Here is a 21044-nt window from a genome sequence, read left to right as displayed (position 1 = left end):
CATGAAGTGCGCTGCAAGAACGCTGCTCCCTACGAGGCTCGCGCTTGGCGCGTTGGTCCTGGTCGGCGCCTCGTTCGTCGTACCCGTCGCCGCCCATGCCGAAGCGGCCCCCGCGGATCCGATCGATACGGCGATGCGCACCTGTCTCGCGCGCGCGGACCGCTCGTCGCCTGCCGGGCAGGCGCAATGCATGGATGCCGCACGCGATTCATGGCAGGCCGCCATCGACGCCGCTTATCGATCGCTGACGGCAGCCGCGCCCGACAAGATGCGGCGTGGCTGGGAGGAGAGCCAGCGGCGCTGGCAGACATGGCGGGACAAGGAAGTGCCGCTCGTGCATGCCGTGTTCCAGACGACGCACGGTTCGGCTTATGTCATCACCGAAGCTAACGTTTTGTTGCAGCCGGTGCGCGACCGCGCGCTGCAGCTGCGTCATGCGGCCGCGCAGTTCGACGCCACCGCGAACTCGGCAAGCGATGCCGATCCGGCTCCGCCCAAACGTCCGGCGCGTTTGCGCCCGTGCACCGTCGATGCGGCTTGCGAGCATGCGCAATTCGATCTGAACCGTTATGCACGCAAGCTGCGCGCGAAATTGGCGGCGCGCTCGCGCGTCGTTCTTTCGCATGCGCAGCGCGCCTGGCTTGCCTACTTCGAGGCGACCTCGGGGCTGGGCACGGAGGCCGAGCGCGTCGATCTGGTCGGCGCGCGCGTGGCGACGCTCAAGCGGCTGGCCGAGACGGCCGGCAACGACTAGCCGGCGCTCTCCCGCTAAGCACCGCCCCGCCGGGCATCCCGGCCGGCTTAGTCGCGCCGAGCCTGGGCTTGCAGTGCCTGGCGCGCGGCCTGAGCCGCGGCGCGGACCTGCTCGGGGGCCGTGCCGCCCGGATGATTGCGGCTTGCCACCGAACCTTCGAGCGTGAGGTAATCGAATACGTCTTCACCGATCAGGTGTGCGACGTTGGGAAGCTCCGCGCGCATTTCATCGAGCGTCAGATCGGCGAGATCGCACTGCCGGTCCACGCATACCCGCACCGCGTGCGCGACGGCCTCGTGCGCATCGCGAAACGGCAGGCCGCGCTTGACGAGATAGTCGGCCAGATCCGTTGCCGTCGAAAAGCCCTGTAGCGCTGCGGCCCGCATTGCATCCGGCTTGACCGTGATGCCGGCCACCATTTCCGCGAAGATCCGCAGCGTATCCGCCACGGTATCGACCGTGTCGAAAAGCGGCTCCTTGTCTTCCTGGTTGTCCTTGTTGTAGGCGAGCGGCTGGCCCTTCATCAACGTGAGCAGCGCCATGAGATGGCCGTTGACCCGCCCGGTTTTGCCGCGCGCGAGTTCGGGCACATCGGGGTTTTTCTTTTGCGGCATGATCGACGAGCCCGTGCAAAAGCGATCGGCCAGATCGATGAAGCCGACTCGCGGGCTCATCCAGAGGACGAGCTCTTCGGAGAATCGCGAGACGTGCGTCATCACGAGCGCCGCCGCGGCGGTAAATTCGATGGCGAAGTCGCGGTCCGAAACGGCGTCGAGCGAATTGGCGCAGATGCCGTCGAAGCCGAGCGTTTTGGCGACGGCGTGCCGATCGATCGGATAGCTCGTGCCGGCCAGTGCGGCCGCGCCGAGCGGCAGGCGGTTCACGCGCGTGCGACAGTCACGCAGGCGCTCGGCGTCACGCCCGAACATTTCGACGTACGCGAGCAGGTGATGGCCGAACGTGACGGGCTGCGCGACCTGCAGGTGCGTGAAGCCCGGCATGATCGTTCCGGCGTGCTGCTCGGCCAATTCGACGAGCGCAAGACGCAAATCGCCGAGCAAGCCGCCGATGCGGTCGATTTCGCCGCGCAGCCAGAGGCGAATGTCGGTGGCGACCTGATCGTTGCGCGAGCGGCCGGTGTGCAGGCGCTTGCCGGCGTCGCCGATCAGCGCCGTCAAACGCGCCTCGATATTCAGATGGACGTCTTCGAGATCGAGTTGCCAGACGAATTCGCCGCGCTCGATTTCACCGCGGATCTGCGCCATGCCGCGCTCGATGGCCGCGAGGTCTTCGGCGGCGATGATTTTTTGCGCCGCGAGCATCTTCGCGTGCGCGAGCGAGCCTTCGATGTCGACGAGCGCCATGCGCTTGTCGAAGAACACTGACGACGTGTAGCGCTTGACGAGCTCGGACATCGGCTCCGAGAAGCGAGCCGACCAGGCTTCGCCTTTTTTATGCAGTTGAGACGTCATGATGATGGGCTGAGAAGTGGTCCGTCGTGAGAGCGCCGGGCGTGCGCCGAGAGTACGTCTGGCCGCGGCACGGCTCGCGCGGCGCATGCCGGGAAACGCTCGATTTTATCACCGCGCCAAGGACCGGCCCGGTGCGGCCGTCGTGCGCTCGCCTACGCAGTCGCCATCAGCTTGCCCGCGCAGACCACCGGGCCGCTCGGCCCGCTTGCGCTCGTGGAGCCGCCGGGCGGCTCAACCGATACGGCGAGCCTTACATAGGCGTTCATACCGCGCACCTTCATATGCACGACCTTGCCCGGCGGCAACATGCCGAGCGAGACTGGCGCGCCGTGCTCGGGGATTCCCCAGAGCTGCTCCGAATGGCCCGGCGGTGCCGCATCGCCGCCGCTCATGCGGTGTGCGCTCATCATCGCGCTTTTGTCGTCCCACATGACGAAGACCATCGTCTTGCTCGTTTTCACGTCGGCCAGCGCCGCCACGTAGGACACGCGCTCGATCGCGTTCTCGTGGGCAACCGTGTCGCCCGCGCCGCCGCTTGCGGCGGATTGGACGGCGAGCGGCGCCGGCCGCAGAGCGATGGCAAAACCGATTGCGGCGGCCAATGCCGCACCGGTGGCCGCAAACGACCAACCGCGCCAGAACGCGAGACTGTCGAACCAGCGCCGATGGCGCTCGCGCGCGGCCACGGTGCGAGCGAGCACCCGATTGCCGGGCGCTTCGTCGGCCGCGCGGCGTGTCGAATCGGCCCATCCGAGCGCTCGTTCGATTGCCTGCCAGGTGCTTGTCGGAGGCGCGACGGCGGGGACCAGCTCGGGCAGCGCGCCAAGGCGAGCCTGCCACGCCGCGATAGCCGTGCGAATGGCGGTGTCGTGTGCGGCGAGCGCTTCCAGCCGGCGTCGCGCGCCGCCGCGCAAGACGCCGAGTGCGTACTCGCCGGCCAGGCGATCGACGAGGCCCGGGTACCGGTGCAAATTCATTGCGTGGCCCCCATGCAGGTGCGCAGTTTCTCCAGGCCACGGCGCACCCACGATTTCACGGTGCCGAGCGGCACCGCAAGCGTTTCGGCGATCTCACCGTGGCTCGCATCGCGCAGGTAAGCGAGCGCCACCGCTTGCCGCTGATGGGCGTCGAGCCGCTGCATGCAGTACGCGAGCCGCCGCGCCGACTGGCTTACGAGAGCCGCGTCGACGGGGTCGCGCCCTTCATCGGAAAGGGTCTCGTCGAATGCATCGCTCCATTCGGCGAAACCCGCGAAACCGGCGCCCGCGTCCGTTCGGCCAACATGCTGCCGGCGCAGGCAATCGAGCGAACGGTTGCGCACGATCGCGCTCATCCACGTCAGCGGCGCCGCGAGGTTTTCCTGATAGTCGCCCGCGTGGCGCCAGATATTCACGAACGATTCCTGCAAGGCTTCCTCCGCCCATTCCGGCTTCACCAATATACGCAGCGCGACGCCAAACAGTTTCGCTGCCGTCAGCTCGTAGAGCGCGCGCATTGCCGCGGTATCTTCGCGGGCGACGCGCGCGATCAGCGCGGCGAGTACGGAGGGCGTCGGTTCGGCGGGGGGCGAGGTGGTCATGGAGAGCAGGAGCCGTGCGGGCGTTGCGCGCTATCTTACGCGCTTCGTTCGCGGCGAAACGGGTGCACACATCAGTCGCGAACCAGCACCACAAGCAGCAAATCCTCCCGATGCGCGGGCTTGAACGTGATTTGTTCGTAGACGACGCGACCCGCATCGGGATGATCGAATTCACGCCTGCCGACTTCGCGTTCGCCGACGTCCTGCGATGCCCAAAACCGCGCGAAGTCCTCGCTTTCGGCAACGAGCCCATCGATGAGGGCCCGTGTCGGCGCGTCGTTCAGGTGCCGGATCGAATCGGCGCGAAACTGGGCGACGAGGCGCCGCGCGCGCGTTTCCCAATCGACGATGAACGTGCGCGCCGCAGGCACAGTGAACGTGAAACGCAGCAAGTTGCGCTCGCGCGCCGCGTCCTGCGGCGCGCCATCGAGCCAGCCGATGAACAGCGCGGCCGCCGGCGCGTTCCACGCCAGCGCATTCCATTGCCGATCGAGCACATAAGCGGGCGTATCGAGATGGCGTACCGTCGCCAGCAGCGCGGTGGGTGCGTCCGCCGCGGCCGGCGCGGGTTCCGACGGGTCGCGTTCCCCCGCCAACTCGAACAGGTAGGCGCGCTCCGCCCGCGTGAGCTGCAAGGCCGCCGCTATGCGTGCGAGCGCATCGGGCGATGCCGAGACCGACCGTCCTTGCTCGATCCAGGTGTACCAAGTGGGACTCACGCCGCACAGTTGAGCAACTTCCTCGCGCCGCAGCCCCGGTGTGCGGCGACGCGGGCCCGGCGGCAGCCCCACGGCCTGAGGAGAAAGACGCTCCCGATGGGCGCGGATGAAATCTCCGAGCGCGCGTGCGGGTGTTTCGCCGAGCGGCCCCGCATCGGCAGCGGCCGACGATGCCGATGACGGGATGGCTCGCGAAGCCGGCGGTCGATCGTTCGTATTGGCCATCTTCGATTCATGTACAAGATTGGGCGCGAGGCCGGCTGCCGGGCCAGCTCCTGATGCATAACATGTAGAGCCCCGCGGACGGTCCCCGAGCGGGCAGCCTGGGCCAAGCCGGGTGCATCGGATACCAGGATAATCGCTTGCCTTGTACCGGTACCGAGGCAACCGTATTGTAGCGTCAGATGTGACGCCTCGGGGCCGTGCAGGTGATGTTGCCGGCCGTGTGGGCGTTGTCGCCGGATTCGTCCGATCCGTCTTTTACTCTTCGAAGGAGTTGCCGCAATGAAACACCGCGAACAGGTTGCCGATGCATTCGGCTCGACAGCTGCCGCCTATCTCGTCAGTCAATCTCACGCGAGTGGCGCCGATCTGCGGACACTGGCCGGCGAGCTCGCCGCGGCCCCGGGCGGCAGCGTGCTCGATCTGGGCTGCGGTGCGGGCCATGTAAGCTTTGCGGTGGCGCCCCATGCGGCCACGGTGACCGCCTACGATCTTTCGGCCCAGATGCTCGAGACGGTCGCCGCAGCCGCTCACGAGCGCGGATTCGACAATATCCGGACCCAGCAAGGCGCCGCCGAAGCGCTGCCGTTCGCCGATGCGTCGTTCGATTGGGTCTTGAGCCGGTTCAGTGCCCATCATTGGCACGACGTGCCGGCCGCCCTCGGCGAAGTGCGCCGCGTTTTGAAGCCGGGCGCGCGCGCGATCTTCGTCGACGTGGCCGGTGCCGACCATCCCTTGCTCGACACTTACGTGCAGAGTGTCGAGCTCCTGCGCGACACGTCCCACATCCGCGATTACCGTGCCGACGAATGGTTGGCCTTTTTCGAACGGGCGGGCTTCGAAGCGCATGTGCGCGAGCGCTGGAGGCTGCCCATGCAGTTCGACGAATGGGTGGCGCGCATGCGCACACCCGCGGAGCGCGTGGCGGGGATCCGCTCGCTTTGGCGCGCGGCCCCCGACGAAGTGCGCGAGTACTTCGCCGTTGCCGAGGACGACTCGTTCGAGATCGATGTCCTCATGATCGACGCGCGATGAACGACGCTCACGGGACCGCGGCCTAAAGCGGGAGGCCTACATCATCGACGCATAACGTTGCGTCCACGCCTCGTGCCAGCCGGCCAGTTGCGCCGCTGGCATCGGCGCACCGACGAACGCGCCCTGTGCGACCTCGCAGCCCATGTCGCGCATCGCCTTCCAGTCCTCGAGGTCGTCGATACCTTGCGCCACGGTGCGCATGTTGAGCTGGCGCGCGAGTGAAAGCGTGGCCTTCACGATCGCGCCGAGCGACGAATCGCGGCTCGCGCCATGCACGAAACTGCGCTCGAGCTTCAGTTCGTCGAACGGAATGTCGCGCAGATGGGCGAGCGCCGCGTCGCCGGTGCCGAAATCGTCGATCAGCAGACTGATGCGCTTCAAGCGCAAACGCGTGAGGACATCGAGCGAGATGAGGCGGTTGCGCTCGATGCGCGTTTCGGTGATCTCGAGCACGAGCCGCGAAAGCGGAAAGTCTGCGGCATGGGCGGCGTCGACGATGAAATCGGGAAAATCGAGCGAGGCGAGATCGTCCGTCGACAGGTTGATCCCGAGCCGGAAATCGGGGCCGAGCGCGTGCCATTGCCGTGCTTGTTCTAACAGAGCTGGGAGCAGGCCCCGCGTGACATCGTCCACGATGCCATGCTGCTCGGCCATCTTGAGAAAGCGTCCGACGAGCACGAGGCCATCGCGCGGGTGCTGCCATGCGACGAGTGCCTCGACGCCGGCCACTTCTCCCGTTGCGAACGCGGCCTGCGGTTGATAGCACATCACGATCTGCCCCGCTGCAATGGCCGCGCGCAATTCGTCGGGCGAGTAGCTGGGCGCATCGCTCGCGTTGGCCGCGGTATTCGGCGCATCGGTCGCGAGGCGCTGCTGCAATTGCTCGCGCGTGGCGGGCTTCGCGAGGGAGCCCAGCACGCGCAGCCCGCGCGAGTAAGCCAGCTTTTCCGCACTCTTCAGTACACGCAGATCTTCGCCGCTCACGAGCACGACTTGTCCATCGTAGCCGCGCGCCACGAGCTGGCGCAGGAACTCGACGCCATCCATCTCGGGCATCTGCAAGTCCGTGAAGACGACGTCGATCTCATGGTCCTCGGCTTCGAGCGCGGCCAGCGCGTCTTGCGCGTGCTCGTACGGCAGTATCGCCTCGTAGCCGAGCTGCGTGAGCTGGCGCACGAGCACCTTCAGGACGAAAGGCTCGTCGTCGACCACCAGGATCTTGCGTTGCTTGGTGGGTTGAGTCATGCAGTTCACCGTTATCAATGAATCAATGAATGAGTGAGGCAGGCGGCGCGTGGACCGCGCCGCGCGCGGCTGTCATGACATTGCCGTTACGGACAGGAAAAGGCGCAGCTTGTCGACCAGCGTATTGCGATCGAAAGGCTTCACGAGGAAATCGACGGCGCCTGCTTTAAGGCTTTCGACGACGATGGCGCGTTCGCTATGGCCGGTCACCATGACGATCGGCACGTGCGCGAATTGCGCGATCGCTTTGATCGCGCGCGTCGCCTCGACACCGCTCGTATCGGGCAGGCCGACGTCCATCAGCACGAGATCGGGTTTCATCTCCCACATCAGCGATTGCGCTTCGGCGCCCGTGCCCGCGAACGCCAGCTGCAGGTTCTGCCCGGAGAGCAGCCGTGCGAGCAGCTTTTGCTGGAATTCGTCGTCTTCGACGATGAGGACTTTGGGCCGATCCGGTTGCGGCGCGGCGCTCGCGTCGGGCTTCGCAGGCACTGCCTCGGGGGCGGCGCCGGCGGCGATGGGGCTTGCGTGCTGCGCCTCCTCGAAGAACCCGCCCGGGCGCGGTGCGGCGGCAGCCGGTTGGGCACTGGCCTCACGCGCTGGCGCGACAGCGGCGCGAGCCGTCGTCCGCACAGAGCGGGCAGTGGCGGGCTGGCCGGGAGCCGCGCGCAGCCACGATTCGCCGGCGCGGTTTTCCGTGCGCATGAGCCGCAGCACCTGATGCACGGACATGCGAATGCGCGGCGCATCGTTCGTGGCCGGCCAGAACAGCACGTAATCGTCGAAGTGTTCCTTGCGGCACAGCTCGTAAGCGGTGCGGAGATCGCGGGAATTGCAGAGCAGCACGGTGCGATGCGGCACCGTGTGCACTGTCGTGCCGAGCCGGTAGAGCCCGAGGTAATAACGCTGCGCGGCTTCGATCGTATCGAACGCGAGCACGAGCACGGCCGGGCGGTGCGTTTCGAAGTCGGCAACGGCGGATTCCGGTTTGACGGACAAACGCACGGTGCCGAAGTCGTCGGCAAGCAGTTTTCCGACCAGCTCCGCGTCGGCGACGGCTTCGGACGCCACGAGAATCGAGGCGTGTTCGCAAGAGAGATCGGCTTCGTTGAACATCGTTGAGCCCCTATCGATTCGTTTATTTCAGTTCTGCCGCGAGCAGGTGCTCGAGCGTGTCTTCCACGGCCGCGAGTGCCGTATCGAATTGATTCGCCCAGTTGGCAAGCGTCGCGAGATCGCCCGCCTTGCCGGCGTTTTCGAGTTCGGCGCACAGATCGCCGAGCGCCATCGCGCCTACCGAGCGCGACGACGATTTGAGCTTGTGGGCGATTGCGCCGGCCTCGCGTCCGCGTCCGGCATCGCAGTGCGTGCGCAACTCGGCGGCCAGCTTGCCGACGGATTGCTGATAGTCCGACAGCAACTCACGCACGATGTCCGGATCGTCGCCCACGATGCCCTTCAGTATCTCGACATCGACGGCCGCCGCTGTTTGCGCGGTCGTATGCGTTTGAGACTCCGTAATGGGCGCGGTCATCGGCACCATGGCATCGGGTGCGCGAAAGTGCGCTTCGAGGACGGCCTGCAGCCGGTTGAGCTGAAGCGGCTTGGTGAGATACCCGTCCATCCCGACCGCCTGGACGCGCGCCGCTTCACCCTGCACGGCGTTGGCCGTCAAGGCGACGATCGCGAGCCGTGTGCCGGACGGCTCTTCGCGGCGGATCGTCTCGACGAGCTCGTAGCCGTCCATTTCAGGCATGTGCAGATCGGTCAGCAGCAGCGCGTAGCGATGCGCCCGCCACAGCGCGAGCGCTTCCTGGCCATCGCTCGCGATCTCGGCCACATGTCCCAGCAAGCCGAGCTGGCGCAGGATCACTTTCTGATTGATCGCATCGTCCTCGGCGACGAGGATGAGCCGGCCTTGCTCGCGCGCCTGTGCGACCGATAACACCGGGCCCGAACGCTCGATGCGGGCCGGGTTGCGCCCCTGTGCCGTGGCGTGCACGCCAAAGCGGCTGACGGAGACGGCCTCCGTTTCGACATCGAAGGGCAGCCGTACCGTGAATGTGGAGCCCGCGCCGACGGTACTGTCGACGGTCACGGTCCCGCCCATCAGATCGACGAGCCGGCGGCAGATCGCGAGGCCGAGTCCCGTGCCGCCGAAGCGGCGCGTGGTCGACGCTTCGGCTTGCGTGAACGGCTTGAACAGCTTCGGTAACGTCTCCGCCGAGATGCCGATGCCGTTGTCGGCGATGGCGAACGCGACTTCGACGCGTCCCGATTCGAGCGGCGTGGCGGTGACGCGCACCGACACGCTGCCCGGTGTGTCAGGCCGTCCGCCCGAGAACTTGATCGCGTTGCCGACGAGGTTGTTGAGCACTTGCCGCAGCCGTGTGTCGTCCGACAGTACGGCTCGCGGGAGACCGGGCGCGACGAATTTCGACAGTTTGACGCCCGCGCGCTCGGCCACTGGTGTGAGCGACTGGCATAGGCCGTCGGTCAGATGGGTCAGGCAAACCGGCACGCACTCGATATGCAGACGTCCCGCCTCGATCTTGGAGAAGTCGAGAATGTCGTCGATGAGCGTCAAGAGTGCGTTCGCCGATTCGCGAATCGTCGTGATCATGTCGCCCTGATCGGCGGTAAGCCCCGTTTGCGCAAGGACCTCGGTCATGCCGATCACGCCGTTCATCGGCGTACGGATTTCATGGCTCATCGCCGCGAGGAAGGCGCTCTTCGCTCGCGAGGCGGCCTCGGCCTCGGCGCGCGCCTGTTCGAGCTGCTGCGTGGCCAGCCGGCTTTCGGTGACATCGCGCGCAGTCGCATAGATGAGCCCGTCGAGTTGGATGGCTTTCCACGCGAGCCAGCGTACGCTGCCGTCCTGGCACAGGTAGCGGTTTTCGACGTTCTCGATCGGCTCGCCCGGCGCCCGGCGCTCGATTTCGGCGACCGTCGCGGCCCGGTCGTCGGGATGCACGAATTCGATGAAAGGCCGCGAAAGCAGGTCCTCGTTCGACCAGCCGAGCACCTTCGTGAAGGCTGGGTTGACCCGTTTGAAGTAGCCCGCCGGGTTGGCATCGGTGAGGCAGATGAGGTCGAGTGAGAGATCGAAGAAACGGTCGCGCTGCGTTTCGGCTTCCTTGCGGCTCGTGATGTCCTGCAGCATGACCAGCGCGCCCCAGGCGCCGTCCACTTCGTACGGTACCGCCGTCATTTCGCCGATGAACGTGCTGCCGTCGAGTCGCAGCCAATTCGCTTCGCGCGCGGGCGAAGCGATGCGCGAGCGCGACAAACGCAGGATGCGTTCCTCGATCGTCGCGCGGCTGTCGGGATGCAGGAACTCCATCAGCGAGAGCCCGCGTATTTGCGCGGCGGAATAGGCGCCGAGCGTCTGAAGCGCCTTCGGATTGGCGAACGCAATCGTTTGCTCTTGAATGAGCAAGACCGCGTAGGGCGAGAGTTCGATCAACTGCCGATAGCGCGCTTCGCTGTTCTTGAGCGCTTCCTCGCTGGCCCGCTCGCGGCTTACGTCGCGAATCAGCGCGACCACCCCCGCCGATGCCGTACCGCGTTTTTCGACGCGCACTTCGAAGACGGCCGGCACCGGCGTTTCGAGCCGGAAGATCGCGCTTTGCGCGTTGCCGAGCGTCGCATCGCCGGCCAGCACGGCCGCCAGGCGCTCAGCCTCGGCCGCGCCCTCCTGCTCGAGGCCGTCGCGGAAAAATGCGCGGGCGACATCGGCCGGCGTGGCGTTGACCGCATCGTCGCCCGTCCAGCCGACGAGCCCGAGAAAGTGAGGATTGTGGCCATCGATGCGGCCTTCGGCGGAAAAGCCGACCGCCGCATCGGGGATGGCCTTGAAGAGCGCTTCGGCGCGCTCGACTTCGTCGCGGGTGCGCGCGAGCGCTTCGCTCTCGCGAGCCGACGACGCTTCGAGGCGCTTGGCGAGCCGCGCCTGAACGAGCGCGGCGCCGAGGATCAGCAGGGTCAGGACGATCCCCGCGGCAACGAGCGCTGTCGTGCGCTGCCGAAACGCTTGCAGATATTCGGCGTTCGAAAACCCGACCATCGCCACGACGGGATAGTCCGCGAGACGCTCGTAGCTGATCGTGCGCTGTACGGCGTCGTAGAAGCTGGCCGCTTCGAACGTGCCGCGCAGCGCTCGCGCGAGCGCGATGCGCAACGGCGAGCGCGGCGGGATCGGCCAGCTCGTGTCGAAGTTGTAGTGCGTGCCTGTGCGGCGGGCGCGCAGCACATAATCGTTCGTGCCGATGACCGCAAAGAGGCCGTCGCGCCCGATGCGCTCCGATTCGAGCAGCTCCGTGAAGACCGACGGCGGCACGGACACCACGACCACGCCGACGAATCGTCCCTGCGGATCGTTGATGCGGCGTGACAGCTGGACCGAACGTTCGCCGCTCACGCGATCGATGACCGGCTTGCTGATGAACAGGCGTGCGCTGGGGTCGTCCATGTGGACGCGGTAGTAGTCGCGATCCGTGTGGTCCATCGGCACGAAGCCGTGAAACGTCGAAGCACGCAGAATGCCGTGCTTGTCGATGACGGCCACCTGGGTGAACACGTCGAGATCGACGAGGCCCGAATGGACGTAGTCTTCCAGCGCAAGGTCGGGTCCGTCGCGCTTCACGAGCCATGTGACGACATCGGCGACCTGATTCGCCTCGCGCAACACCCGGGTCGTGTGAGAGGCCAGCGCGCTCGCGAGCGCCTCGGTCTGCAAGCGCTCGTTATGGCGCTCGGCATAGAGGTTCCAGGCCGAGAACGCACCTAGCGCGAGCCACAGCGCGAAGACGAGTCCCAGCGCCGCCGCGAGATTGACGCGCGACGTGCGGCTCGTTTGCGCGCTCGACGATGGAATCCGGGGGGCGTGGCTCATGGTGGCGATCAGTTGGCTTCGACATTTTTATCGACCGAAACCGGGGTGAACTTTAATGCGCCGAGCCTTGTAAATCGGGGCCTGAGAGGTAGACCGGTCCGTCAACCGGGGGCGCCGTTGGCAATGAAAAAGGGCCGTGGCTTGCGCGCACGGCCCCGACGGACGGTGAAGAACGATTTTCGCCCGGGCACTCAGCCCGTATTGCGCAAGCCTGCGGCGATTCCGTTGATGGTCAGGTGAATGCCGCGCCGCAATCGCGCATTGGTATCGCCGGCGCGATGGCGCTTGAGCAGCTCGACTTGCAGATGGTTGAGCGGATCGAGATAAGGGAAGCGGTTCTTGATCGAGCGCGCAAGCAGCGGATTATCGGAAAGGCGTTGTTCTTTCCCGGTGATCTGCGCAAGCACCTCGGCGGTGCGCTCCCACTCGGCGACGATCCGTGAAAATACCTGCTGGCGCAGCTTCTTGTCTTGGACGAGCTGCGCATAGCGCGACGCAACGGCAAGGTCCGTCTTGGCCAGCACCATGTCCATGTTCGAGATCAGCGTCGAGAAAAAGGGCCAGCTCTTGTACATCTTCTGGAGCGTCGAGAGGCGCTGCGCTCGCTCGGCTTCGCTTGCCGCGCCGGCGATATGGGCCTGGACGGCGCTGCCGAAGCCGTACCAGCCCGTGAGCAGGAGCCGGCACTGGCCCCAGGAGAAGCCCCAGGGGATGGCGCGCAAGTCCTCGATGCGGCGGTGCTGCGGATCTTGCAGCTTGCGCGAGGCCGGGCGGCTGCCGATGTTCAGCTCGGCGATCTCGACGATGGGCGTGGCCTGGAAGAAATAGTCGGTGAAGCCGGGCGTCTCGTAGACGAGCGCGCGGTACGCGGCCATCGCCGCATCGGAGAGGGCCTGCATCGTCTGTTCGCTCTCGGGCAGACTCGCGGGCGCGTCGCCGTGCGGCAGCAGCGAGGCCTCGAGCGTCGCCGCGACGACCGTTTCGAGATTGCGGCGGCCGATCTCGGGGTTCGCGAATTTGCTGCCGATCACCTCGCCTTGCTCGGTCAGGCGAATTTGGCCGTCGACCGTGCCGGGCGGCTGCGAAAGAATCGCCTGGTAGGTCGGCCCGCCCCCGCGGCCCACGGTGCCGCCGCGGCCGTGAAAGAGCCGCAGCCTGACGCCGCGTTCCTTGAACAGCGCGACGAGCGCGAGCTCGGCACGATAAAGCTCCCAGTTCGAGGTCAAGAACCCGCCGTCCTTGTTGCTGTCCGAATAGCCCAGCATGACCTCCTGCTCGCTGCCTTGATGCGCGATGAGCGCATCGAGCCCCGGAAGCGCGAAGTACTCGCGCATGATGACGGGCGCGTTGCGCAAGTCGGCGATCGTCTCGAACAGCGGAATGACCATGAGCCCGTTACGCGCGCTCGCGTGCGTGGCCGCAAGCGTGCCTTCGAGCAGTCCCGTCTCCTTCTGGAGCAGCAGCACTTCGACGAGGTCGCTGACGGTCTCGGTATGCGAAATGATGTAGTTGCGCACGGCCCGCTTGCCGAACCGCTCGCGCATGACACGCGCCGTTTCGAGCACGCCCAGTTCGCTGCGCACGAGCTGCGAATACTCGAGATACGGAGAGCGCAACAGGCGCGGCTGCTCGAGCTCGGTCAGCAGGAGCCGCAGCTTGTCGGCTTCGGGCAGCGAGGCATAGTCGTCGTGTACGCCCGCTCGTTTGAACAGCTCGGCAATGACTGCTTCGTGCACATCGGAGCTCTGGCGCAAGTCGATGCTCGCCAGGTGAAAGCCGAATACTTCGGCCGAGCGCACGAGCGGCGCGAGCCTCGGCGCGATCAGCGTGCCGCCGTGATGCGCTTCGAGCGATTCGACGAGTACGTTCAGGTCGCGCACGAACTCGGTGGCATCGGCATAGGGGGTCGCACGCACGGGCGGCGCGCCGTGGCCGGCGCTGCGCAGCGGCACCGTGCCTTCGCCGAGCCGCACGCGCACGCTCGCGGCAAGCCGCGTATAGACGCCGATCAACGCGCGGCGATACGGTTCGTCCACGCGATGCGGCGATTGATCCGGTGAAGCCTGGGCGAGCGTCTTCAGTGCGTCGCTGCAACCGGAGAGCATATTGGACACCGAGAGCTCGGCGCCGAGCGCATGCACTTCCTCGAGATAGTGCTCGAAGATGACCGTGGCCTGGCGCGCGAGGGCATGCTCGAGCGTTTCGGCCGTGACATTCGGGTTGCCGTCGCGATCGCCGCCGATCCAGCTGCCCATCTGGAAAAAGGCGGGTAGTCGCTTGTCGAGCGCGTATCGGTCGCCGATCGCCTCCTCGATATCGGTGTAGAGCGCCGGTATTTCTCGCAGGAACGTCGCGCGGTAATACGACAGCGCGTTTTCGATTTCATCGGCGACGGTGAGTCGCGAATCGCGCAGCATGCGCGTTTGCCAGAGCGCCGAGACGCGGGCCCGCAGCAGCGCTTCGTTTTGCGCGCGCTCGCGCTCGGTGAGCGGTTGATCGCGCTCGGCCAGCAGCCGCGCGATATCGTGCTGCGCATCGAGAATGCTCTTGCGCTGCACTTCGGTCGGGTGTGCCGTGAGCACGGGTACGATCAGCGCGTCATCGAAAAAACGCTTGAGCATGTCGGCGTCGATGTTGCCCGAGCGCGTGAAACGCTCCAGCGCGTAGGCGACGGTGCCGGCCTGCGGAGCCGATCCGGCGAGCGCGTGAATGCGGCGGCGCCGGTTGTGATGGCGGTCTTCGGCGATGTTCGCCAGATGCGAGAAGTAGCTGAACGCCCGCACGACACTCACGGTCTGTTCGGGCGTGAGCGCGCGCAGCTGCTTTTCGAGCGCCAGTGCGGCGCCGTGATCGTCCTCGCGCCGGAACTTGACGGCGTTCTGGCGAATTGTTTCGACGACGTCGAAAACAGCGTCGCCCTCCTGTTCGCGCACGACGTCGCCGAGCAGGCGGCCGAGGTAGCGAATGTCCTGAAAGAGCGGCTGGTCCTTGTCGTCGCGCCCGCCGGCGGCGCCGGACGCGGGCGGCGTGGCGGCGCCTGGGGCGTCCGCGGATGTGGGATGCAATGCCTCGTTGGGGCGGGCGGCGTGTGCCGGTCCGTTAGACGTCACGGTGATGTCCTCAGTGAAGCTAGAGTCGATGGAGTGGCGGTCTCGTCATACCAAACGAGACCCATGACAGCAAAACTGATAAAACGGCGCCCGAGCCTTCGCGGCGTGCGCTTGTGGCGCAACGCACATCCCGATGCCGGGCGCCGCGCCGTGGAGCGCGGCCGCTTCCCGGCCGGCGCGAAAAATGGGGCAAGGCGTGCGTGCTACCATTCTTCGATGTTCGATCCCGTCATTCGAAATACCGATCAATGAATTCCGAGACGCATTTCCCCGCATCGCCCGCCACACTCGTCATTGCCTCGCGCGAGAGCCGTCTCGCGATGTGGCAGGCCGAGCATGTGCGCGATGCGCTGCACAAATTATATCCATCTTGCGAGCTACGAATTCTCGGAATGACGACCCAGGGCGATCGGATTCTCGATCGCACGCTCTCGAAGATCGGCGGCAAAGGGCTTTTCGTGAAGGAGCTGGAGACCGCGCTGGCCGACGGCCGGGCCGATCTGGCGGTCCATTCGCTCAAGGACGTGCCGATGGATCTGCCCGAGGGCTTTGCGCTGGCTGCCGTCATGGAGCGCGAGGATGCGCGCGATGCTTTCGTTTCCAACGACTATGCGAGCCTGGCCGCGCTGCCGCCCGGCAGCGTGGTCGGCACCGCGAGTCTGCGGCGCGAAGCCATGCTGCGTCTGCGCTATCCCCATCTGGTGGTCGAGCCGTTGCGCGGCAATCTCGACACGCGGCTCGGGAAGCTCGACCGCGGCCAGTACGCAGCCATCATTCTGGCCGCGGCCGGTTTGAAGCGGCTCGGGCTCGGTGCGCGTATCCGCGCACTGATCGATACGGACGAGAGCCTGCCGTTGGCCGGGCAGGGCGCGCTGGCCATCGAGGTGCGTGCCGACCGGGCCGATCTTGCCGCTTGGCTCGCGCCGCTCGATCACCGGCCGACGGCGCTCGCCGTGCAGGCTGAGCGCGCCGTATCGCGTAACCTGGGCGGCAGTTGCGACGTGCCGCTTGCGGCGCATGGCCACTGGGGCGGCGCCGGCAACCTGCATCTCGCGGGCCGCGTGTCGATGCCGGATGGCTCACGCACAGCCTCGGCCGAGGTCGTCGCGCCGGTCGCGAGCGATGCCGAGGCACTGGCGCTCGGACGCCGGCTCGCTGACGCGCTCGCATTACAAGGTGCGCGCGAGATCATCGCGGCGCTGGCGGCGCAAAGCGGCGGCGAGTCTGCCGTTTGAGCGCGCGCGCCGCTCCGATGGCCGACTCCGTTTCCGATCCGCAGGGCGGTGGCCGCCCGGCCGGCGGCGATCGAGCCCGTGAAGCTCGCTCGTTTACTGCCGTTCTCACGCGCCCGGCCGGGCAGTCGGCCGCGCTTGCTGCGCGGCTGGCGCGAGACGGCATGGACGTATTCGAATTTCCGCTGATCGAAATTGCGCCCGTCGAGGACCCCCTGCCGCTGCGCGGTGCGCTGGCAACGCTCGAGCGCTATGCGCTGGTCGTCTTCGTTTCGCCGAATGCGATCGACCACGGGCTTGCCGAGCTGAGCCTGCCGTGGCCGAAGGCCGTGCCTGCCGCGGCCATTGGGCCGGGTAGCGTCGCCGCGCTGGCGCGGCACGGTCTCGCGCCACCCGCGATCGAAGTGATCTGTCCCGCGGGCGCCGATGCAGGCGAGGCGCGCGTCAAGGGGGCCGGCAACGGCAACGGCGATGACGCCGCGAGCCAGCGGTTCGATTCCGAATCGCTCTGGGCCGCGCTGGAGGCGAGGTTCGGCGAAGGCGGCTTGGCTGCCAAGGATGTGCTGATCGTGCGCGGCGATGGTGGCCGCGAATGGCTCGCCGAGCGTTTGCGCGAGGCGGGCGCGAACGTTCAGGCCGTGGCCGCCTACCGACGCCGCGTGCCGCAAGCGAGCCCCGATGCATGGTCGCGCGCGCGAGCATTGTTGGCCGGCGTGCCGCATGCCTGGCTCGTGACGAGTTCCGAAGGCTTGCGCAACCTCGAGACGATGGCCCGAGCGCAATTACCGGCTGCGGAGTTCAGCGCGCTCAGGCATGCTCCGCTCGTCGCTCCCCATCCGCGCATCGCCGAGACGGCGCGGGCATTGGGTTTTGATAGGATTACGCAATCCGGCCCCGGCGATGAACGCATCGCTGCGGCCTTGCGCGCCATTTCGGCATCGTCTCGCGCATCCTTCGATCAACCGGCTTCGGCCTCTTTTTCGGCTCCATTGCGCATGACTGACTCGAACCAGGATTCCCCGAACCCCGCCGAGCATGCGGCCTTCAACCAGCCGCAGTCCGGCGCGTTCGTCTATGACGAGCCGAAGCGCCGCCGGGGCGGCGGGGTGTTGCTTCTCTTGATCGTCGTGTTGGCGGTGGCCTGCGCGACCGGCATCGGCGCATACGCGCTCAATCGCAAGGTGGACCGGCTCGACGCGCGCGTCGCGGCACGGCAGCAGGCGATCGACGCGCAAGCGGCCGAGCTGCGCGTGAAGATCGATCAGGCGCTCGCCACCGTTCATCAGGTCGATGCGCAGTTCGCGCAACTGCAAGGCAAGCTCGCCGATGCGCAAACGGCTCAGCAGGCGCTGCAAAAGCAGTACGAGGATCTGGCGCGCAACCGCGACGACTGGACCTTCGCCGAAGTCGAGCAGATGCTCTCGAGCGCGAGCGAACAACTGCAACTGACCGGCAATACGCAGCTCGCCCTCTTTGCGCTGCAAAGCGCGGACACGCGGCTGGCAGCGCTCGCGAGCCCGCAGGCGATGCTGATGCGCCGCGCGATCGCGCAAGATATCGACAAGCTGAAGGCGGCCCCTTCGGTCGATTTGACGGGCCTGGCGATCAAACTCGATGACGCGATCTCGCAGGTCGACTCGTTGCCGCTGCTGGGCGAGGCGCGCGTGCCCCGTCCCGCACCGGCGAGCAGCGTACCGGCCGCGGCTGGCGCAAGCGCGGCCGCGGCCGGCGAGCCTCGCTGGAAGGTCTGGTGGCGCGAGGTGTCTTCGGCCGTCGGCGTGGAACTCAAGGGGCTCGTGCAGGTCCGCCGTATCGACAATGCCGACGCGATGCTCAATACGCCCGAACAGGGCGAATACATCCGCGAAAACGTGAAGCTGCGGCTGTTGTCGGCACGGCTCGCGCTGCTCTCGCGCAACCAGACGACGCTGAAGTCCGACCTGCAGGCCGCCGATGCAGCGCTCGCCCGCTACTTCGATGGCGGCGCAAGACGCGTGCAGTCCGTGCGCGCGCTCCTCAAGGAGGTGAATGCCGGTGCGGCATCGGTCGAGACGCCGAACATCAACACGAGCTTGCAAGCCGTGCACAACACCAAGAGCCGGGGGTAACCATGGCACTCAGGGGACTCTTGTGGCTCGCACTGCTTTTCGCGCTCGCGGCCGCGCTTGCGACAGTGGGGCACTTCGATGCGGGGCAGGTGCTGCTCGTCTATCCACCGTATCGCGTCGACATTTCGCTGAATCTCTTCGTGGTCGGCATCGTGGTGCTGTTCGCGCTGCTCTACGCGCTCACGCGCATGGTGCGCAACATCTGGCAAATGCCGCGCCGCGTCGCCGCTTACCGGGCGCGCGCGAGAGAGGCCAAGGCGCATTCGGCGCTGCGCGAAGCCATCGGCAATCTGTACGCGGGGCGCTTCTCGCGAGCCGAGAAGGCAGCGCGCGAGGCGCTTGCGAGCCAGTCGAACAAGGGCGCGGCAGGACTCGTCGCGGCGGTGGCAGCGCATCGCATGCGCGAGTACATGCGGCGCGACGAGTGGCTCGGGGCCATCGATGCGCCGGATTGGCAGGACGCCCGGCTCATGGCCAGCGCGGACATGCGCGCCGATGGCCGGGATCCCGAAGGCGCGCTCGCGGCGCTGACGGAGATGCAATCGCAAGGAGCCCGGCGTATTCATGCGCAGCAGATTGCACTGCGCGCGCAGCAGCAGCTCAAGAATTGGGGCGAGGTCCTCAAGCTCGTGAAGACGCTCGAAAAGCGCGAGGCCATCCATCCGGCCGTCGCGGTCAGGTTGCGTCAGCAGGCCGCGGAAAACCTGCTACGCGATCGGCGGCACGATGCCGAAGCACTGTTGACGCTTTGGCACTCGCTGGCACCCATCGAACGGCACTCGCCGCGGCTCGCCGATCTCGCGGCTGAGCTGCTGATCGCACTGAGTCGGCACGACGAGGCTCGCCGGATCGTCGAGGAGGCGTTGCAGCACAACTGGGATGCCCGGTTGCTGCGCCGCTATCCGGAGACGGCATTACCCGGCGAAGCGCTGCCGCTGATCCAAAAGGCCGAGGCTTGGCGCAAAACGCGCCCCGAGGATCCGGATCTGCTGTTCGCGCTGGGGCGCCTGTGCCTGCACCAGCAATTGTGGGGCAAGGCGCAGTCGTTCCTGGAATCGGCGCTCAGGCTCGCCGACGATAACGACGCCCTCGTGATCCGCACCCATCGTGCGCTTGCACGGTTATTCGAACAGCTCGGCGATACGGGCCGGGCCGGCGAACACTATCGCGCGAGTGCGCTGGCGATGAAGGTCGTCTGACGGCCGTCGGGGCACGCCTCGAAAGCGTGCTCCGGGGGGGCGACTCAAGACACTCTGAAGGCGAAGTCCGCAATGTTGTCGGCATCGAGCTTCGCGTTGGTCATCGGATGTTTGGGATTGCTGACGAGATACTTGGCCAGCTCCTTCATGTCCATGAACTCGACGTTCTTGTTGACCGTTGTGTCGAAGCCGCGTGACGGGTCCGATGCGACTGTGGCCAATCCGATCACTTTCTGAGCCGGGTTGTTCAAGGACAGCTCTTCGCCGAAAAGACAGACCGACGCGTTGTCCTTGCTGAACTCTCCGTCGCCTTCCTGGTTGTAGATGGCCGCATCCTTGAACTCATGGCGCTCGGCATCGGCCCTGGAAATGGGCCGCAACCGATCGAACGTCGTCATGATCTTTTCATAGGTCGCGATGTGCGCTTTGAGCGCGGCGATCGTGGCTCGCCGAGACCCGCCTCCGGCACGGACAACCGCCGATGCGATCTCTTCGGCCGATGCCGCCGGGTTCCGCGTCTGGATTCGAAAGGCGTATTGACCGTTGTCCTCCGCGTCGCTCCGAGCCGGCATCTCCAACGCGCTGTCCGGTGCGGCGCGCGGTGTTCGATCGGCCTCGACGGGACGTGAAGCCGGCGTGGCTGGTTGATCGGTCGTGCCGGAGGACGAAGCCGAGCGCGGACCCAGCGCTTCACGGAGCGCAAGAGCGAGCGGCAGATTCCCCTGCAGTCCGATTTCGTGCATGTTGGGGAAATGCGATCGCAATACAGGCATCATTCGCCGATTCACACGCGCTGCATCCCCGTCGATCAACGCGGAGACGACGCCGTGCGCTTCAGTCAGATCGACCCCTGCGCTCCGCAATTGCCGGACGATATCGCTTGCCTCGGGTGTCGATCCGTGCGGTGAGCCTGGGGATGGCGTAGCGGCGCCTGGCCGCGTTCCTCCGGCTGCTTGTCGCTGCGCGCCTGCGCTGCCCCGGGTGTGCTCCATGAGGCGCATCGCTCTGCTCACTTGCATCAGAGGATGATCGACGAGCGAGATGCCCTCCTCGATGCGGGTATCGATCCCGGCGCGTTCCAGGGCATTCCTGACATGGGCGGGCAAGTCCTGCCCCCAAACTAGAGTGTTCTCCAGAGCGTCGCGCACTTGCTGCATGTCGATACCCGATCGGGCCAGTCGCTCCAAAGCCGCACCGGCCGCTCGCAGATCCGCTCGGTGGGACCGGGCCTGCCGTGTCGGCGCGTTCGCCTCGCCTGCACGAGGCGGGGCGGGCGTTCTTCGCAATCCGCCGCCCATCGCTCCCTGTCGCGGTCCTGTCGGCGCACGGGCGGGCGAAAGGGCCGCCCGCGGTGACGAGGGCGCCGCTCTGCCAAGTGCGTCGCGAAGCGCAACGGCAAGCGGATCGCGTTCATCGAGGCCAATCATCACCATATTGGGAAAGTGTTGCGCCAAAACGCGCATCGTTCGGCCGTC

Annotated in this window: 14 protein-coding genes; 5 read left to right on the top strand and 9 right to left on the bottom strand. The window is 66.5% G+C overall.

The features are described 5' to 3' along the window. Position 1 precedes the first annotated feature (1 nt). The gene (locus tag ACR9ZC_RS22725) at positions 2–754 is read left to right on the top strand and encodes a lysozyme inhibitor LprI family protein (protein WP_481581997.1); all 753 of its coding nucleotides are present in this window, start codon (positions 2–4) and stop codon (positions 752–754) included. Positions 755–801: 47 nt separating this feature from the next. Here ACR9ZC_RS22725 and argH read toward each other — a convergent pair whose 3' ends face one another. The 4 genes from argH to ACR9ZC_RS22705 form a co-directional block, all read right to left on the bottom strand. Then, positions 802–2226: an argininosuccinate lyase gene (gene argH, locus ACR9ZC_RS22720; protein ID WP_481581996.1), complete on the bottom strand. Its 1425-nt coding sequence runs from the start codon at positions 2224–2226 to the stop codon at positions 802–804. Between the two features lie 152 nt (positions 2227–2378). Beyond that, positions 2379–3203 carry an anti-sigma factor gene (locus ACR9ZC_RS22715; RefSeq protein ID WP_481581995.1) on the bottom strand — a complete coding sequence of 275 codons (825 nt, stop codon included), beginning with the start codon at positions 3201–3203 and terminating at the stop codon, positions 2379–2381. Beyond that, complete coding sequence (locus tag ACR9ZC_RS22710) at positions 3200–3805, bottom strand: sigma-70 family RNA polymerase sigma factor (RefSeq protein WP_481581994.1); 606 nt, start codon at positions 3803–3805, stop codon at positions 3200–3202. The genes ACR9ZC_RS22715 and ACR9ZC_RS22710 overlap by 4 nt, the downstream gene beginning before the upstream one ends. A 71-nt stretch (positions 3806–3876) precedes the next feature. Beyond that, positions 3877–4749: a helix-turn-helix transcriptional regulator gene (locus ACR9ZC_RS22705; RefSeq protein WP_481581993.1), complete on the bottom strand. Its 873-nt coding sequence runs from the start codon at positions 4747–4749 to the stop codon at positions 3877–3879. 279 nt (positions 4750–5028) lie between these two features. Here ACR9ZC_RS22705 and ACR9ZC_RS22700 point away from each other — a divergent pair, with 279 nt between their 5' ends. Then, entirely contained in the window at positions 5029–5781 is a 753-nt protein-coding gene (locus tag ACR9ZC_RS22700; RefSeq protein WP_481581992.1) for a class I SAM-dependent methyltransferase, read from the top strand. A 36-nt stretch (positions 5782–5817) separates the two neighbouring features. On the opposite strand, the gene ACR9ZC_RS22695 is transcribed toward ACR9ZC_RS22700, so the two are convergent. From ACR9ZC_RS22695 to ppc, 4 genes are all read right to left on the bottom strand, one after another. Further along, positions 5818–7026 (bottom strand): EAL domain-containing response regulator, encoded by a 1209-nt coding sequence (locus ACR9ZC_RS22695; protein WP_481581991.1) that lies wholly within the window; start codon positions 7024–7026, stop codon positions 5818–5820. Positions 7027–7098: 72 nt separating this feature from the next. Continuing rightward, positions 7099–8142, bottom strand: a complete 1044-nt coding sequence (locus ACR9ZC_RS22690) for a response regulator (RefSeq protein ID WP_481581990.1) — start codon at positions 8140–8142, stop codon at positions 7099–7101. Between the two features lie 22 nt (positions 8143–8164). Continuing rightward, positions 8165–11920, bottom strand: coding sequence for a PAS domain S-box protein (locus ACR9ZC_RS22685; protein WP_481581989.1), 3756 nt, complete (start codon positions 11918–11920; stop codon positions 8165–8167). Between the two features lie 191 nt (positions 11921–12111). After that, positions 12112–14886, bottom strand: a complete 2775-nt coding sequence (gene ppc, locus ACR9ZC_RS22680) for a phosphoenolpyruvate carboxylase (RefSeq protein ID WP_481582746.1) — start codon at positions 14884–14886, stop codon at positions 12112–12114. A gap of 392 nt (positions 14887–15278) precedes the next feature. Between ppc and hemC the strand changes: the two genes are divergently transcribed. The 3 genes from hemC to ACR9ZC_RS22665 are packed head-to-tail and all read left to right on the top strand — an operon-like array spanning position 15279 to position 19569. After that, positions 15279–16265 carry a hydroxymethylbilane synthase gene (hemC, locus tag ACR9ZC_RS22675; protein ID WP_481581988.1) on the top strand — a complete coding sequence of 329 codons (987 nt, stop codon included), beginning with the start codon at positions 15279–15281 and terminating at the stop codon, positions 16263–16265. Positions 16266–16282: 17 nt separating this feature from the next. Continuing rightward, positions 16283–18370, top strand: coding sequence for a fused uroporphyrinogen-III synthase HemD/membrane protein HemX (gene hemDX, locus ACR9ZC_RS22670; RefSeq protein ID WP_481581987.1), 2088 nt, complete (start codon positions 16283–16285; stop codon positions 18368–18370). A 2-nt stretch (positions 18371–18372) separates the two neighbouring features. Further along, on the top strand, positions 18373–19569 hold the full coding sequence (locus tag ACR9ZC_RS22665) for a heme biosynthesis HemY N-terminal domain-containing protein (protein ID WP_481581986.1): 1197 nt from the start codon (positions 18373–18375) through the stop codon (positions 19567–19569). Positions 19570–19613: 44 nt separating this feature from the next. Here the strand turns inward: ACR9ZC_RS22665 and ACR9ZC_RS22660 are convergent, their stop codons facing one another. Continuing rightward, positions 19614–20867: a hypothetical protein gene (locus ACR9ZC_RS22660; RefSeq protein WP_481582745.1), complete on the bottom strand. Its 1254-nt coding sequence runs from the start codon at positions 20865–20867 to the stop codon at positions 19614–19616. Positions 20868–21044 lie beyond the last annotated feature (177 nt).

The organism is Trinickia sp. HAY1-2D, assembly GCF_056754935.1.
Note: the sequence above shows the minus strand (reverse complement) of the source record. Positions and strands in the feature narration are given on the sequence as shown.

What these genes read in the sequence shown, in the direction of transcription:
- ACR9ZC_RS22685 (WP_481581989.1), bottom strand. Translation starts at nt 11,920, where the DNA reads ATGAGCCACGCCCCCCGGATTCCATCGTCGAGCGCGCAAACGAGCCGC.
- hemC (WP_481581988.1), top strand. Translation starts at nt 15,279, where the DNA reads ATGAATTCCGAGACGCATTTCCCCGCATCGCCCGCCACACTCGTCATT.
- ACR9ZC_RS22715 (WP_481581995.1), bottom strand. Translation starts at nt 3,203, where the DNA reads ATGAATTTGCACCGGTACCCGGGCCTCGTCGATCGCCTGGCCGGCGAG.
- ACR9ZC_RS22690 (WP_481581990.1), bottom strand. Translation starts at nt 8,142, where the DNA reads ATGTTCAACGAAGCCGATCTCTCTTGCGAACACGCCTCGATTCTCGTG.
- ACR9ZC_RS22705 (WP_481581993.1), bottom strand. Translation starts at nt 4,749, where the DNA reads ATGGCCAATACGAACGATCGACCGCCGGCTTCGCGAGCCATCCCGTCA.
- ACR9ZC_RS22700 (WP_481581992.1), top strand. Translation starts at nt 5,029, where the DNA reads ATGAAACACCGCGAACAGGTTGCCGATGCATTCGGCTCGACAGCTGCC.
- ACR9ZC_RS22660 (WP_481582745.1), bottom strand. Translation starts at nt 20,867, where the DNA reads ATGGGCGGCGGATTGCGAAGAACGCCCGCCCCGCCTCGTGCAGGCGAG.
- ACR9ZC_RS22725 (WP_481581997.1), top strand. Translation starts at nt 2, where the DNA reads ATGAAGTGCGCTGCAAGAACGCTGCTCCCTACGAGGCTCGCGCTTGGC.
- ACR9ZC_RS22665 (WP_481581986.1), top strand. Translation starts at nt 18,373, where the DNA reads ATGGCACTCAGGGGACTCTTGTGGCTCGCACTGCTTTTCGCGCTCGCG.
- ACR9ZC_RS22695 (WP_481581991.1), bottom strand. Translation starts at nt 7,026, where the DNA reads ATGACTCAACCCACCAAGCAACGCAAGATCCTGGTGGTCGACGACGAG.
- ACR9ZC_RS22710 (WP_481581994.1), bottom strand. Translation starts at nt 3,805, where the DNA reads ATGACCACCTCGCCCCCCGCCGAACCGACGCCCTCCGTACTCGCCGCG.
- argH (WP_481581996.1), bottom strand. Translation starts at nt 2,226, where the DNA reads ATGACGTCTCAACTGCATAAAAAAGGCGAAGCCTGGTCGGCTCGCTTC.
- hemDX (WP_481581987.1), top strand. Translation starts at nt 16,283, where the DNA reads ATGGCCGACTCCGTTTCCGATCCGCAGGGCGGTGGCCGCCCGGCCGGC.